The organism is Micromonospora sp. WMMA1363, assembly GCF_030345795.1.
GTDB lineage: Bacteria > Actinomycetota > Actinomycetes > Mycobacteriales > Micromonosporaceae > Micromonospora.
Window position 1 is genome coordinate 3,089,891 of sequence record NZ_JAUALB010000001.1, and the last position, 14,410, is coordinate 3,104,300.

Here is a 14,410-nt window from a genome sequence, read left to right on the forward strand (position 1 = left end):
CGTTACGCTGACCGCGTGATCTACCGCTGGCACCACCCGCCGTCTGATCCGGCTCCGGAACGCCTCTCCCGGTCGGGCCCAACGGATGATTCACTGCGTCGGAAACTGACGTTCGGCGCCGCCGCAATCTGCATTTTCACGTCGCAGCTCGACTTCTTCGCGCTCAGCCTTGCGCTACCACGAATGGCGCAAGAGCTTGACGTCTCCACGACAAACCTGCACTGGGTGATCAGCGGCTACATGATCGCGGTGGGTGCGTTCCTGGTTCCGGCCGGCCGACTTGGTGACATCTTCGGCCGCAAACGTATCCTCATCGTAGGGCTCACCATTTTCGGTCTGGCATCTCTCGGGGGCGGACTCAGCCCGAACGCGAACACGGTTATCGCTTTCCGGCTGGTGCAGGGTATCGGTGCGGGCACACTGGTGCCGCTCAGTATCGCCGTCATCACGGACGCCTTTCCGCATGAGCGGAACAAGCAGGTGATCGGCAACGCATTGGGTGTCGGAGCATTGGCAATGGCACTGGGACCGCTGTTCGGGGGCGTGGCCGTGGAGCTGATCGGGTGGCGAGTCATCCTGCTCACGAACGTCTCACTAAGCGCCATCGCCATCGCGCTCGTCACCGTCGGGGTGCGAGAGTCACGCGACCCGACCGCGGCCCGCTCGATCGATCTTCCCGGCCTTTTCATGCTATCGGGAGGGATCAGCGCCGTCACCTACGCCGTCGACCGCGCGAACGCCTGGCGCGTCACCGAAGTAGTCGGTATGGCCGCGATCGGGCTACTGCTGCTGGGCGGTTTCGTGTTGCGCGAACGACACGCGAAGAATCCCATGATCAAGCTTACCCTGTTTCGGAACACCTGCTTTGTCGTCACCACCACCATGGCAATGATTGCCAATGTCGCGTTCAGCGTCGCAATCTTTTCGATCACGCTCTACCTCCAGCAGGTCAAGGGATACTCTCCCGCCATCGCGGGCGTGATCTTCCTGGCCGCCACCGTTGCCGGCACCGTGGCCGGTCCACTCACGGGCCGGCTGGGCGCGCGGTACAACATCCCCCGCACGATCGCCGCCGCGACGGCCCTCGGCGCCGTCGGGCTGCTCCTGCTCTCGATCGAAGGCGGTCTGGGGCCCTACCTCCCCGGACTCGCGCTGGTCGGGCTCTGCTTCGGCATCGGCTACCAGATGGCCACCGTCGGAACCCAGACGATCGTCAAGACCCGACTCGTGGGAGAGGCCTCCGGCGTCACTCTCACGATCGTCACCGGCCTCGCCGGCCTGGGGGTCGCGGCCATCGCCATGTTGATCGAGGTCAGCTCGACGATGTCCGATCTCGGCGGCGGCATCGCCACGTCCCTGCGCTGGATCGCGGTCACGAGCGCCCTGGTATCGGCGGCTATCGTCGGAATCTGGCGCACATGAGCACCACCGCGCGAGGGCACACGCCCTGAACCCTGGCGACCTGTCGGCGGGCCGCATCTCGGCGGCGCATCTGCGCACCCGCGAGCGGCGGCCGAGTCACCCGACGTCGTGGTCGGAAAGCCCGGCGTCGTGGACCAGCAGTGCGACCTGGACCCGGTTGTTCAGACCCAACTTGGACAGGATGCCGGACACGTGCGTCTTGACAGTCGGGACGCTCAGGTAGAGCGAGGCCCCGATCTCCGCATTGGACCAGCCCCTGCCCACCGCGACCGCCACCTCGCGCTCGCGGTCGTTCAGCACGGCGAGGCGATCCCGGGCCGTCGCCCGCCGTCGATCGCGACCGGATCCGGCAACCCGGTCGATGAGGCGACGGGTCACCGCCGGGGACAACACGGGCTCGCCCTGGGCGACCCGGCGGATCGCGGCCACGATCTCCGCTGGCGGGGTGTCTTTGAGCACGAACCCGGCGGCCCCGGCCCGCAGCGCCCGGACGACGTGTGCATCGGCGTCGAAGGTGGTCAGGATGATGACCTCCGGCGCGTTGGGTCGGGATCGCAGGGACTCGGTGGCGGACAGCCCGTCCATCACCGGCATTCGGATGTCCATCAACACCACGTCGAGAGCGTGCCGGTCAACCAACTCCAGTGCCTGGGCGCCGTCGCCGGTCTCGGCGACCACGCGGACGTCGGCGGCTCGGCTCAGCATCATCACCAGCCCGCTGCGCACCAGCGGGTCGTCGTCAACAATCAGCACGCCGACCGGATCGGCTCCCGGAATGGTCACGGCTGCCAGGGTAGCCAGGCCGAAAGCCGCCAGCCGCCGTCAGTCGTCGGCTCGTGCGACAGACGTCCGTTGGCCAACGTGACCCGCTCGGCCACACCGACCAGCCCCTGGCCGGGTGTCAGCGTGGCGACGGGCTCCCGGCCCGCGGCGGGGGCGTCGTTGTGCACCTCGACCGTCAGGCCATGGTCCGGCGCACCCGCCAGCCGGACGCGCACCTCGGCGCCCGGGGCGTGTTTACGAGCGTTGGTCAAGCCCTCCTGAACGATCCGGTAGGCGGTGCGTCCGACGCCCTGCGGAGCCGGTTCGCTCACGTCGGTGCTCAGGTCTACCCGCATCCCGGCCCGGCCCGACTCGGCGACCAGAACCGGAACGTCGACCAGGGTCGGCAGCGGCAGCTCACCCACCGGGGCGCGGAGGACACCGAGAACCTCTCGTAGGTCCTGCAACGCCTGGTGGGCGCTCTCCCGGATCACCCTGGCCGCGCGGTTGACCTCCTCGGGAGACGCGTCGGGGCAGAACTCCAACGCACCGGCGTGCACGCTCAACAACGACAGCCGGTGGCCGAGCAGATCGTGCATCTCCCTGGCGATCTCCTCTCGGGCGTGGTGCTGGGCCTGCTCGGCCCGCAACCGTGCCTCGGTCTCGGCGCGCACGGCACGGTCCCGTAACGCTTGCATGAGCTGTTGCCGGTGACGGACGAACAGTCCCCAGCCAACCACTCCACCCAGGACGACGATGCCGAACAGAAACGGAACGAGGTCATGCCCGGGTCGGAGCACCAGGTGCGAGAGAGGAGCGAGCAGACTGCCGGCGAACACGATCGCGGTGGTCCGCGGCGAACGGCGCACCGCCACCGTGAAGAGTGCTACCACCAGGGCGATGGCCGCCAGATCCGTGAGGACTCCGACCGCCGTCAACGCTGTTGCCAGCGCCACCGGCCAACGCCGACGCAGCCACAGCCCAACGCAACCGAGTGCGCCGGCGATCTCGGGGAGGGCGAACAGCCATGCCGGCTCCGGCGGGCTGGCCGCCGTCAAGTCTGCGCCGGTAGCCAGTAGCCAGTAACCGCCGGCAAGCAGAAACAGCCCCGAGTCCACCAGCCAGTCCCGCGGGCGTCGCCGCCCCTCGGGCCGCGGCACCGAAGCGTTCACCCCGGCTAGCCTACCGGCCGGGAGGGCTCGGTTACCCCGGCGACCGCGGTGATCGATACGAAGGTCGCACCGCTCCATACATTGGTCGGTCGCGAGCCCGCGGCACGGCGACGCCCGACGCGGGCCGCCATCCCGAAGCCCGATCCCCGCACCGGCCCTGCTCCCTAGCCTTCAAGACATGAACAAGACTGCTGACACCATCGATTGGTCGGATCCGACGCTCCAGACCCGTTCGACGGCAACGGCACGGCAGGCCAGGCTCGCCGGAGTGGGCTATCTCCTCGTCATCGCCGGCGGGCTGTTCGCCGAAGTGGCGGCGCGGGGATCGTTGATCGTGCCCGGCGACGCCGCAGCGACCGCCCGGGCGATCACCGACCACGAAACGCTGTGGCGCTGGGGGCTGGCTGTTCACCTCGTCTACCTGATCCCCGCCGTCGTGGTGAACGTGCTCGTCTCCGGCCTGTTCCGGATGGTTGCGCCGGCCCTCGCGCGCTCCGCGCTGGTGTTCGGCGTCACCGCGGTGACAGTCGAGGCGGTGAGCCTCCTTCACCTCTTCCTGCCGCTCGCCCTGATCGAGGAGACCGGCGCGGTCGCCGCCCTGAGTGACGGGCAGCAGCAGGCGCTGGTCTACCTCGCGACCCGCCTGTTCGCCACCGGCTTCGCGTTCTCCCTGGTCTTCTTCGCCGGCTTCTGCGTGCTCGTGGGCTGGCTCATCCTGCGCTCCCGGTTGGTACCGCGGGTCTTCGGCGTGATGATGATCGTGGCGGGCGGCTGCTATGTCGTGAACACGTTGGCGCTGATCCTCTCGCCGGCACTGGCGGACCGGATCGCTCCGGCGATCCTGCTGCCGATCCTGGTGGCGGAGCTGTCGCTGGCACTACGGCTGGCGGTGCGGGGAGCCGGTCAGGAAACGGTCGGCAGGTAGGGGCCGGTATCGGAGGAACGCACCCGGCGGGCGGTCGACGCGCGGTGGGGCTTTGCCCCACCGCACGGACGCGCCCCTCCTGAGCTGTGGGAACGCGCGGATTCAGACGTTGAAGCGGAACTCCACGACGTCGCCGTCCTGCATGACGTACTCCTTGCCCTCGATGCGGACCCGGCCCGCCGCCTTAGCCGCCGCCATGCTGCCGGCCGCGACCAGGTCGTCGAAAGAGACCACCTCGGCCTTGATGAAGCCGCGCTGGAAGTCGGAGTGGATGACCCCCGCGGCCTCTGGCGCGGTCGAGCCGATCGGGACCGTCCAGGCCCGCGCCTCCTTGGGGCCGGCAGTGAGGTACGTCTGCAGCCCGAGCGTGCGGAACCCCACCCGGACCAGCTGGTCCAGCCCCGGCTCGGACTGCCCGATCGACTCCAGGAGCTCGCGGGCCTCCTCCTCGGGCAGGTCCACCAGCTCGGACTCGATCTTCGCGTCCATGAAGACGGCCTCGGCTGGTGCGACCAGGGCACGCAGCTCGTCGAGGAACTCGGAGTTGGCCAGTTCGGCCTCGTCGACGTTGAAGACGTACAGGAACGGCTTGGTGGTGAGCAGATGCAGTTCCCGCAGGTGCTCCAGCTCGACCCCGGCGGCCGCCGCGCCCGCGTACAGGGTGGTGCCGTTGTCGAGCACGTCGACCGCGGCCTTCGCGGCGGCGAGCGCGGCGGCGCGGTCCTTGCGGAGCTTGGCCTCCTTCTCCAGCCGGGGCACCGCGCGCTCCAGGGTCTGAAGGTCGGCGAGGATCAGCTCGGTGTTGATCGTCTCGATGTCGTCGGCCGGCGAGACCTTGCCGTCGACGTGCACCACGTTCGGGTCGGAGAAGGCCCGGACGACCTGGCAGATCGCGGCGGCGTCCCGGATGTTGGCGAGGAACGCGTTGCCCCGCCCCTGGCCCTTGGAGGCGCCTCGTACCAGGCCGGCGATGTCGACGAACGACACCGGCGCGGGGATCACCTTCTGCGAGCTGAAGATCCCGGAAAGCTTGTCCAGCCGCTCGTCCGGCAGGCCGACGACCCCGACGTTGGGCTCGATCGTGGCGAAGGGGTAGTTCGCCGCGAGCACGTCGTTCTTGGTCAGGGCGTTGAACAGCGTGCTCTTGCCGACGTTGGGCAGGCCGACGATGCCGATGGTGAGACTCACGACGTGCCAGCTTACGCCGGTGCCCGACGATCACCGGCACCTGCCTCGGCTTTCGGAACCGCCGGCCCGCCCCGGTCCCACCCGCCATCACAGGTGGACGACTGACCGGTTGCTACCGCTGCGTGAGCCGGCTCAGTCGAGCAGCCGCGGGCCGATCGGCGTCTCCCGTACGCTGCCGTCCGGGCCGCGGCTGACCTCGTAGGCCGTCACACCGGGACGGTCCGCGACCGCCTCGACCAGCCGCTCGCCCCGGTACATCAGGCCGGTCCCGTCGTCGGTGCAGTGGGCGGTCGGCAGGGCGCCGTCGCCGACCAGACGGTGCATCAGCGGCCGGCGCTGCTCCTCGCTGTCGTAGTGCACGCCGTTGCCGTACGGTAGCCACCCCAGCCCGTCGGTGAAGCCGCGCAAGGTGCGGCCGAAGCTGTCGGTGGCGCCGCCGGCGTGCCAGCAGATCGATCCGGCGGACACCCCGCCGAGCACGACGCCGGCCTCCCAGCACTCGCGCAGGATCTCGCCGAGGCCGTGCACCCGCCACACGGCGACCAGGTTCGCCACGCTGCCGCCGCCGACCCAGACCACGTCCTGCGCGCGCAGGTGGGCGCGGACGTCTTCCACGTTGGGCATCGGGAACAGCGCCAGGTGGGTCATCCGGAAACGGCTGTCGGCGAACGCCTCGTACACCCGGGTCAACGTGGTCGGCTGATCCCCCTCGGCCTGGTTGAGGAAGCAGATCCGCGGCTCGGGCCCGGCACCGGCCAGCTCCGCGGCCAAATCGAAGACAGGGTTGACCCGGCGGGCCGCACCATCCCGGCGCGGCGCGTGGATGCCCATGCTGGTGGCGAGGATGGTCGGTTCGCTGGCGGCCACGGTCGTCCTTCCGTCGGGAGTGTCGCCCATCCTGTCGCAGCGAACGCGGACGCCCGCCACCGGGCGGCCCGACGGTCACGGTTCGCGGGCGGCCACGGCGTCGAGCAGGGTGCGCAGCAGGTCGGCAAGGCGCTCCTGATCCTCCGGTGGCAACGCGTCGAGTAGGCGGCGCTGGACGGTCAGCCCGGCGTCCGCCGCCTCCTCGACCAGCGCCCGCCCCGCCTCGGTCAGGGTCACCTGAAGGCCCCGCCGGTCCGCCGGGTCGGGCGAGCGGCGGACCAGCCCGGCCCGTTCCAGCCGGTCAAGCCGGCCGGTCATCCCGCCGGAGGTGAGCATCAACGACGTGGCAAGCGCCTTCGGCGCCAGCGTGTACGGAGTACCAGCGCGGCGCAGCGCGGCGAGCACGTCGAACTCGCCCCGGTTGATCGACCAACGGGCGTACGTGCGCTCCTGCTCGTCGCCGACCAGCCGGGCCAGCCGGTAGATCCGGCCGAAGACGGCCATTGGCTCGGGCCGCATGCCCGGCCGTTCCCGTTGCCACTGCTCGACGATGCCGTCGACGTCATCCCGCTCTGCCACACCCCGGATTGTGCCGCACGTCGCACTTGCGATATTACTCGACCCCAAGTAGCTTAGGACTAAGATGCTTGGGCTAAAGCTTTTGGAGGAGGACCCATGGCACGCCACCGACTTGACCCCTTGGTCACCGCCGCCGCGCCGGTCGTTTGGGGCACGACGTACCTGGTCACCAGCGAACTACTGCCCCCGGACCGGCCGCTCTGGTCCGGGGTGGCCCGCGCCCTGCCCGCCGGTGCGCTGCTGCTCGCCGTCACCCGACACCGACCGCACGGCTGCTGGTGGTGGCGGTCGGCGGTGCTCGGCGCGCTGAACATCGGGGCCTTCTTCCCCCTGCTCTTCCTGGCCGCGTACCGGCTGCCCGGCGGGACGGCAGCCGTCCTCGGCGCCACCCAGCCGCTGCTGGTCGCCGGCCTGACCGTGCTGGTGCTGCGCGAGCGCCCCCAGCCCCGAGCGCTGGCCGCGGCAGTCGCGGCACTGGTCGGCGTCGCCCTGGTCGTGCTCCGGCCGGACGCCGGCCTGGATCCCCTCGGCGTGGCTGCCGGCCTGACCGCCACCGCGTCGATGGGAGCCGGGCTGGTGCTGACCCGGCGCTGGGGACGCCCACCAGGGGCGGGGACACTCGCCCCCACCGGATGGCAGCTCACCGCCGGCGGGCTGCTGGTGGTGCCGCCCGCCCTGCTGGTCGAGGGGCCGCCGCCGACGCCGGACCTGCCCGCGCTGGCCGGATACGCCTGGCTGACGCTGGCCGGCACGGCCCTGGCGTACGCTCTCTGGTTCCGCGGCGCCGCCCGGCTGCCGGTCACCCAGGTCTCTCTACTCGGGGCGCTGAGCCCGCTGACCGCCGCCGCGCTCGGGTGGGCGGTGCTCGATCAGGCGATGCGCGGGTGGCAGCTCGCCGGCTTCGCCCTCGCCGTCGGCGCGACCGTGGCCGGCCAACTGCCCCCACGGCGGCCAGCCGTCGGGTCGGGGCGTCAGTCCCGGGGACCGGGCTGGCGCGGGACGACGGGCTCGATCCGCAGCGTGCCCGGGGCCAGCTCGGCGGCGGCGGCGAAGGGCAGCGTGAAACGGGCCTCGGCGGCCGGACCGACCGCGTACGACTCGCGGAGCATCCAGCGGACCTCGTCGGCCGTCCACCCCAGCCCCGACCGGGCAGCGATCTCGCGTACCAACCGCAGCGCTGCCCGGGTGTCGTCGTCGTAGAAGCGCATGCACCAGTGGTGTACCCACATGCCGAGGGCGCGCAGCCCGTCCGCGTCCAGGGAACGGACGAGCCGGCCGCAGGCGGTGTCGCCGAAGGCCCGCCCCGGGTCGTCGGCGCGGTCGCGGTCGAGGGCGCCGACCGCCGACGGAGCAACGGCCCGCATGCGTGCGTGGAAGCCCTGCACCACCGCCCGGTCCGGTGGCGGGTGCCCGGCCCGTGTCGGCCCCGCCTGCCGGCCCGCCCCGCTCGCCATCGCCGCACCCCTTCTTCACGTGGTGGCGGGACCGTACCGGCCACAACCGACAGTTCCGCGCGGCTTCCGCCGGGTGAGGGCCCGCTCCGGGCCCTCCTGACGCCCACGTCCGAATACCGCCAGCCGGGGTCTGACGGTGGGGGCATGATCAGGGTGTGGACCTGGACTTCGAGCGGTGCTACCGGGCCGTCGACAGCCGTGACCAACGGTTCGACGGCTGGTTCTACACGGGCGTGACCTCGACCGGCATCTACTGCCGGCCGTCCTGCCCGGCGACCACCCCCAAGCGGCAGAACGTCCGGTTCTTCCCGTCGGCCGCCGCGGCGCAGGGGGCCGGCCTGCGTGCCTGCCGCCGGTGCCGGCCGGACGCGGTGCCCGGCTCCCCCCAGTGGGACGTCCGCGCCGACGTGGTGGGCCGCGCGATGCGGCTGATCGCCGACGGCGTCGTCGACCGGAACGGAGTGCCCGGCCTCGCGGCCCGGCTCGGCTACACCGAACGACACCTGCACCGGATGCTCCGTGCCGAGGTGGGAGCCGGCCCGCTCGCGCTGGCCCGCGCACAGCGCGCGCAGACCGCGCGCACCCTGATCGAAACCACCGGACTCGGGATGGCGGACGTCGCGTTCGCGTCCGGGTTCGGCAGCGTGCGGCAGTTCAACGACACCGTCCGTGAGGTGTACGGTGTACCGCCGACCGAACTGCGGACCGCCCGCGGACGTCGTCCGACACCGGGCGGGGCGGGGACGATCACCCTGCGTCTGGCGTACCGGCCGCCACTGCACGTCCGGTCGCTGCTGGACTTCCTCGCCCTGCGGGCGTTGCCGGGCGTCGACGAGGTGAGCGCCGGGACGTACCGCCGCGGGCTGCGGCTGCCGCACGGCAGCGGCGAGGTGGCCCTGACCCCGGCGCACGGGCACGTGGGGGCGGCCCTGCGGCTGACCGACATGCGGGACCTGGCGCCGGCGGTGGCCCGCTGCCGCCGCCTGCTCGACCTGGACGCCGACCCGGCGGCGGTGGACCAGATGCTCGCCGCCGACCCGGCTCTGGCCCCCGCGGTCTCGGCGGAACCGGGCGTCCGTGTCCCCCGCGCGGCGGACGGCTTCGAGCTGGCGGTCCGCGCGATCATCGGTCAACAGGTCTCGGTCACGTCCGCCCGCACCACCCTGACCCGTCTCCTCGCCCACCTTCCCCCGACCGACGCCGTGGTCGAGCACGAGGTTGGCCGCCGGTCCGATCTCCCTGGAATCCCGCAGGTCGACCTCCCCGGGGCCCCGCACATTCATGATCGACACGGACCGGAGCCGGAGTTGCGGGCGTTCCCGCCCGCCGCCGAGGTGCTCGGGATCCCGGACGAGGGGTTCGGGATGCCGGGGGCGCGGCGGGAGACGATTCGGGCGCTCGCTCGTGCCGTCGCCGGCGGGGACCTGGACCTGGAGCCGGGTGGGGACCGGGAGGAGACCCGGCGGCGGCTCCTGACGCTGCCCGGGATCGGGGAGTGGACGGCGGACTACGTCGCGCTGCGCGCACTCGGCGACCCGGACGTACTCCTCTCCACCGATCTGGCCGTACGCCGCGGCGCCGCAGCCCTCGGCCTGCCCGACGACCCGAAGACCCTGACCACCTACGCCGACCGCTGGCGCCCCTGGCGCTCGTACGCGGTGATCCGACTCTGGAGAGCAGCATGAGCACGATCGACAGCACCGTCATCGCCACCCCGGCCGGCCCACTCAGCATCGTCGCCGGGCCGGACGGGGCGGTGCGGGCCGCCGGCTTCACCGCCGACCCGCAGGCCCTGAGCCCACTGATCCATCCGAGCCTGCGGGCACCGCTGCGCCCCCGGACGGACCTCGGCCCGATCACCGCCGCCGTGACGTCCTACCTGGACGGCGATCCGACCGCAGTCGACGCCGTGCCGGTCGCGCAGCACACCGGCGGTACTTTCCTGGCACATGCCTGGGTGGCACTGCGGGACGTACGGCCCGGCGAGCCGGTCACGTACACCACCTTCGCCGGCTTGGCCGGACGCCCGACGGCGGTCCGGGCCGCCGCCGCGGCCTGCGCGCGCAACGCTGCCGCACTCTTCGTTCCCTGCCACCGGGTACTGCGAACGGATGGGACACTCGGCGGCTACCGCTGGGGCCTAAACGTGAAAAAGTGGCTTCTCGGTCATGAGCGTCGGTTGACGGCAAGCTGACAGCGGCACCGCTCCCACAAGCCGCTACCGTCGGGTAGTGCCTGCGGAGAGCGACGGCGACCCGACCCCCACCATGGAGCGACATCCGCTGCACAGCCTCTGGCGTCTACGGCGCTACCTGCGCCCGTACGCGGTGGAGTTCGCCTGGCTGCTGGTCGCCGGCCTGGCCGCCACCGCGGCCGGAATCGCGGTGCCGCTGGTGGCCCGGCGAGTGGTGGACGGCCCGGTTGCTCGACAGGACCCGGACGGGCTGCTCCGCCTCGCCGGTCTGGCGCTGCTGTTCGGTCTCGCCGAGGCACTGCTGATCTTCGTCCGGCGCTGGGTGCAGTCGTCCTCCTCGGTGGGCATGGAGGCGGCGATCCGCGTCGACCTCTACGCCCATCTGCAACGGCTGCCGGCCAGCTTCCACGACCGGTGGCAGTCCGGTCAGTTGCTGTCCCGGATCACCACCGACCTTTCGGTGATCCGCCGGTTCCTCTCCTTCGGCCTGTTCTTCCTGATCCTCAACGTGATCACGTACGTCGTCGTGGTGCTGCTGCTGATCCGGATGCACCCCGCGCTGGGGCTGGTGGTGACCGCGAGCGCGGTGCCGCTGTTCCTCATCGCCCGGCGCTTCGCGCAGGCGTACCACGCCGCTTCCCGCCGCATGCAGGACCAGCAGGGCGACGTGGCGACACTGGTCGAGGAAACCGCGCAGGGGCTACGCACGATGAGGGCGTACGGGCGGGGCCCGGAGCTCGCCGCCCGGTTCGCCGCCGGCACCCGGGCGCTGCACGACATCGGGGTCGGCAAGGGACGACTGCTGGCCACGACGGCCGCCCGGCTCGACCTGGTGCCGAACCTCACCCTGGGCGTCGTACTGGTCGCCGGCGCTGCCGCCACCGCGAACGGAGTGCTCACCATCGGGGAGTTGGTGGCCTTCGTCAGCCTCCAGCTCATGCTGATCTGGCCGGTACAGGGAATGGGCTGGATCATCGCCGGCGGGCAGGAAGCCGCGACGGCCGCCGACCGGGTGTGCGAGGTATTCGACACCTCCCCGGCCATCGTGGACCGACCGCACGCGGTCGCGCTGCCCCGGCCCGAGGTAGGTGGCCGGCTGGCGTTCGAGGGTGTCTCGTTCCGCTATCCGGGCGCGGCGTCGGCGGTGCTGGACAGCGTGAACCTGACCGTGGAGCCGGGCGAGACAGTGGCGCTGGTCGGTGCGACCGGCTCCGGCAAGAGCACCCTGTTGTCGCTGGTGCCAAGGCTGCACGAGGTAACGAGCGGACGGATCACTCTGGACGGCCACGACGTGCGGGACCTGCGGCTGGCCTCGCTGCGCCGCCTGGTCGGGGTGGCTTTCGAGGAACCGACGCTGTTCTCCATGTCGGTGTGGGAGAACCTCACGCTGGGCCGGCCGGAGGCCGGGGAGGAAGAGGTCCATGCCGCGCTCGCGCTGGCGCAGGCCGACTTCGCGTTCAGTCTGCCGTGGGGGCTGGCCACCCGGGTGGGCGAGCAGGGTCTGTCGCTATCCGGCGGACAGCGGCAGCGGCTGGCGCTGGCCCGGGCCGTACTCGGCCGGCCGGCACTGCTCGTTCTCGACGACCCGTTGTCCGCCCTCGACGTGCACACCGAGTCCCTGGTGGAGGGGGCGCTGCGAAGGATGCTGTGCGAGACCACGGCCCTGGTCGTGGCACACCGGCCGTCCACCGTCGCGCTCGCCGACCGCGTCGCTCTGCTGGAGCAGGGTCGGGTCACGGCGGTGGGACGCCACCCGGAGCTGCTCGCCACCGTGCCCGCGTACCGCGCGCTGCTCTCGGCCGACCCGCCGTCGGGCCCGCCCGCCCCGCCGGCGGCGGGTAGTCCCATGCCCGGCGGGCGGGGCCTGGTGCGGTCGTGACCGGCGCGGACGGCGGCACCGAACTGCCACCACGCTCCATGCCATCCCCGCGCCGGCCCCCCGACCTGGCAGGTTGGCGCGGAGTCGCCACCGACCCGGACGCCGACCGCAGCCGCGCCGAGAACTCCGACCCGGCTGCGGTGGCCCGGCTGCGCACCCGCAGTCGGGTGCTGCTGCGAAACCTGCTGCGCCCGCACCGGTGGCCGCTGATCGCCGCGGTCGCGCTACTGCTCACCCAGAACGCCGCGGGCATGGCCGGGCCGTACCTCGTGATGCTCGGCATCGACCGGGCCATCCCGCCGCTGCGGGCCGGCGACCCCGGCCCGCTGATCGGGATCGCTGCCGCGTTCGCCGTCGCCGCCGCGCTGGAGTACGCGGCGCGCCGTGGCTTCCTCGTGCTCTCCGCGCGGATCGGCCAGGCCGTTCTGCTCGACCTCCGGCAGCGGGTGCACGGCCAGTTCCTCCGGCTGTCGGTGGCGTTCCACGAAAGGTACTCGTCGGGACGGATGGTTTCCCGACTCACCAGCGACCTCGACTCGATCGGCGAGCTGGTCGGCGGCGGCATCGACAGCCTGGTCCTCGCCGCCCTGTCCATCCTGTCGGTGGCCGCCATCCTCCTGTGGCTGGATCTGCCGCTGGCCGTCGTGACCCTGCTCGCCTTTCCCTTCCTGTTCTTGCTGTCGCGCTGGTTCGCCCGTGCCTCGGCCGCCGCGTACCGGCGCACCCGCGAGACAATCGCGCTGGTCATCGTCCATTTCGTCGAGTCCATGCGGGGCGTGCGGGCGGTGCACGCGTTTCGGCGTGAAACCCGTAACCAGCGGATCTTCACGACGGTCAGCGACGACTACCGGCAGGCCAGCGTGCACGCGTTCCGGCTGATCGCCACCTACTCGCCGGGGATCAAGGTGATCGGCAACGTCACCGTGGCGGTCGTCCTGTGCTACGGCGGCTGGCGGGCGCTGGGCGGCCACATCGAGATCGGGGTGCTCGCCGCCTTCCTGCTCTACCTGCGGCGATTCTTCGAGCCGATGCAGGAACTGAGCCAGTTCTACAACTCGTTGCAGTCGGCCACGGCCGCGCTGGAGAAGCTCGCCGGGGTGCTCGACGAACGCCCAGCGGTGCCCGAGCCGGTCCGACCCGTGCCGCTGCCCGCCGGGCCCGGCCGGGGCGCGGTCGCCTTCCGGTCGGTCACCTTCGGGTACCACCCGGCCGACCCGGTCCTGACCGGCCTCGACCTGGAGGTCCCGGCCGGCCAGACCGTCGCGCTGATCGGCCCGACCGGTACCGGCAAGTCGACCATCGCCAAACTGCTCGCCCGCTTTTACGACCCGTCCGGCGGCGCGGTGCTGCTGGACGGGGTCGACCTGCGCGACGTCGTCGACGCCGAGCTGCGTCGCGCGCTCGTGCTGGTCACCCAGGAGACCCACCTGTTCGGCGGCACGGTCGCGGAGAACATCCGCTTCGGCCGTCCCGAGGCAGACGACGCCGCCCTGGAGGCCGCCGCGCGAGCGACCGGCGCCCATGACTTCATCGCCGCGCTCCCCGACGGGTACGCAACCCAGGTGCACCGCCGTGGCGGCCGGCTCTCCGCCGGCCAGCGGCAACTCGTCGCCTTCACCCGCGCCTTCCTGGCCGATCCGACGGTGTTGATCCTCGACGAGGCGACCTCGTCGCTCGACATCCCGACCGAGCGGGCAGTCCAGCGTGCCCTGGGCACGATCCTGCGGGACCGGACCGCGCTGGTGATCGCGCACCGGCTATCCACAGTCGAGATCGCCGACCGGGTGGTGGTGCTGGAGTCGGGACGGATCGTCGAGGACGGTCCGCCGGCACAGCTCGCCCGCGGTGGCGGGCGGTACGCCGCGCTGCACCGCCAGTGGCGCGAGTCGCTGGGTTAGGGGCGGGGATCCCGACGTGCAACCGTCGGAGTAATCCGGTGCCCGGCAGCTGGGTGCTGCCTACGATCGA

12 protein-coding genes and 1 pseudogene are annotated in these 14,410 nt (G+C 71.8%); 7 read left to right on the forward strand and 6 right to left on the reverse strand.

Annotated elements, in window-relative coordinates; translation table 11 throughout:
- Window positions 1-93 precede the first annotated feature (93 nt).
- A complete protein-coding gene (locus QTQ03_RS14185) occupies window positions 94-1,422 on the forward strand; it encodes an MFS transporter (protein ID WP_502889862.1) in 1,329 nt (442 codons plus the stop codon).
- 96 nt (window positions 1,423-1,518) lie between these two features.
- Here QTQ03_RS14185 and QTQ03_RS14190 read toward each other — a convergent pair whose 3' ends face one another.
- Window positions 1,519-2,214: a response regulator transcription factor gene (locus QTQ03_RS14190; protein WP_502889863.1), complete on the reverse strand. Its 696-nt coding sequence runs from the start codon at window positions 2,212-2,214 to the stop codon at window positions 1,519-1,521.
- The gene (locus QTQ03_RS14195; RefSeq protein WP_289278441.1) at window positions 2,202-3,356 is read right to left on the reverse strand and encodes a sensor histidine kinase; all 1,155 of its coding nucleotides are present in this window, start codon (window positions 3,354-3,356) and stop codon (window positions 2,202-2,204) included. The genes QTQ03_RS14190 and QTQ03_RS14195 overlap by 13 nt, the downstream gene beginning before the upstream one ends.
- A 178-nt stretch (window positions 3,357-3,534) precedes the next feature.
- Between QTQ03_RS14195 and QTQ03_RS14200 the strand changes: the two genes are divergently transcribed.
- The gene (locus QTQ03_RS14200) at window positions 3,535-4,281 is read left to right on the forward strand and encodes a DUF4386 domain-containing protein (protein ID WP_289278442.1); all 747 of its coding nucleotides are present in this window, start codon (window positions 3,535-3,537) and stop codon (window positions 4,279-4,281) included.
- 102 nt (window positions 4,282-4,383) lie between these two features.
- On the opposite strand, the gene ychF is transcribed toward QTQ03_RS14200, so the two are convergent.
- The 3 genes from ychF to QTQ03_RS14215 form a co-directional block, all read right to left on the reverse strand.
- Window positions 4,384-5,469 (reverse strand): redox-regulated ATPase YchF, encoded by a 1,086-nt coding sequence (gene ychF / locus QTQ03_RS14205; RefSeq protein ID WP_289278443.1) that lies wholly within the window; start codon window positions 5,467-5,469, stop codon window positions 4,384-4,386.
- A gap of 132 nt (window positions 5,470-5,601) precedes the next feature.
- Window positions 5,602-6,366, reverse strand: coding sequence for a Type 1 glutamine amidotransferase-like domain-containing protein (locus QTQ03_RS14210; RefSeq protein WP_289278444.1), 765 nt, complete (start codon window positions 6,364-6,366; stop codon window positions 5,602-5,604).
- A 45-nt stretch (window positions 6,367-6,411) separates the two neighbouring features.
- Window positions 6,412-6,915, reverse strand: a complete 504-nt coding sequence (locus tag QTQ03_RS14215) for a MarR family winged helix-turn-helix transcriptional regulator (protein ID WP_289278445.1) — start codon at window positions 6,913-6,915, stop codon at window positions 6,412-6,414.
- 96 nt (window positions 6,916-7,011) lie between these two features.
- Here QTQ03_RS14215 and QTQ03_RS14220 point away from each other — a divergent pair.
- Window positions 7,012-7,779: pseudogene (locus tag QTQ03_RS14220) on the forward strand (EamA family transporter); the annotation flags it as partial.
- Window positions 7,780-7,886: 107 nt separating this feature from the next.
- Here the strand turns inward: QTQ03_RS14220 and QTQ03_RS14225 are convergent.
- Window positions 7,887-8,369, reverse strand: a complete 483-nt coding sequence (locus tag QTQ03_RS14225) for a hypothetical protein (protein WP_289278446.1) — start codon at window positions 8,367-8,369, stop codon at window positions 7,887-7,889.
- Between the two features lie 155 nt (window positions 8,370-8,524).
- Between QTQ03_RS14225 and QTQ03_RS14230 the strand changes: the two genes are divergently transcribed.
- From QTQ03_RS14230 to QTQ03_RS14245, 4 genes are read left to right on the forward strand one after another with little or no spacing between them, the layout of a single operon-like run.
- The gene (locus QTQ03_RS14230; RefSeq protein WP_289278447.1) at window positions 8,525-10,054 is read left to right on the forward strand and encodes a DNA-3-methyladenine glycosylase 2 family protein; all 1,530 of its coding nucleotides are present in this window, start codon (window positions 8,525-8,527) and stop codon (window positions 10,052-10,054) included.
- Window positions 10,051-10,563, forward strand: coding sequence for a methylated-DNA--[protein]-cysteine S-methyltransferase (locus QTQ03_RS14235; RefSeq protein WP_289278448.1), 513 nt, complete (start codon window positions 10,051-10,053; stop codon window positions 10,561-10,563). The genes QTQ03_RS14230 and QTQ03_RS14235 overlap by 4 nt, the downstream gene beginning before the upstream one ends.
- 37 nt (window positions 10,564-10,600) lie before the next feature.
- A complete protein-coding gene (locus QTQ03_RS14240) occupies window positions 10,601-12,442 on the forward strand; it encodes an ABC transporter ATP-binding protein (protein ID WP_289278449.1) in 1,842 nt (613 codons plus the stop codon).
- Between the two features lie 38 nt (window positions 12,443-12,480).
- Window positions 12,481-14,340 (forward strand): ABC transporter ATP-binding protein, encoded by a 1,860-nt coding sequence (locus QTQ03_RS14245; RefSeq protein WP_289280829.1) that lies wholly within the window; start codon window positions 12,481-12,483, stop codon window positions 14,338-14,340.
- The last annotated feature ends 70 nt before the right edge of the window (window positions 14,341-14,410 follow it).

Excerpts from the sequence above, each read along its gene's own strand:
- QTQ03_RS14200 (WP_289278442.1), top strand. The coding sequence starts at position 3,535 with ATGAACAAGACTGCTGACACCATCGATTGGTCGGATCCGACGCTCCAG.
- QTQ03_RS14210 (WP_289278444.1), bottom strand. The coding sequence starts at position 6,366 with ATGGGCGACACTCCCGACGGAAGGACGACCGTGGCCGCCAGCGAACCG.
- QTQ03_RS14225 (WP_289278446.1), bottom strand. The coding sequence starts at position 8,369 with ATGGCGAGCGGGGCGGGCCGGCAGGCGGGGCCGACACGGGCCGGGCAC.
- QTQ03_RS14235 (WP_289278448.1), top strand. The coding sequence starts at position 10,051 with ATGAGCACGATCGACAGCACCGTCATCGCCACCCCGGCCGGCCCACTC.
- QTQ03_RS14245 (WP_289280829.1), top strand. The coding sequence starts at position 12,481 with ATGCCATCCCCGCGCCGGCCCCCCGACCTGGCAGGTTGGCGCGGAGTC.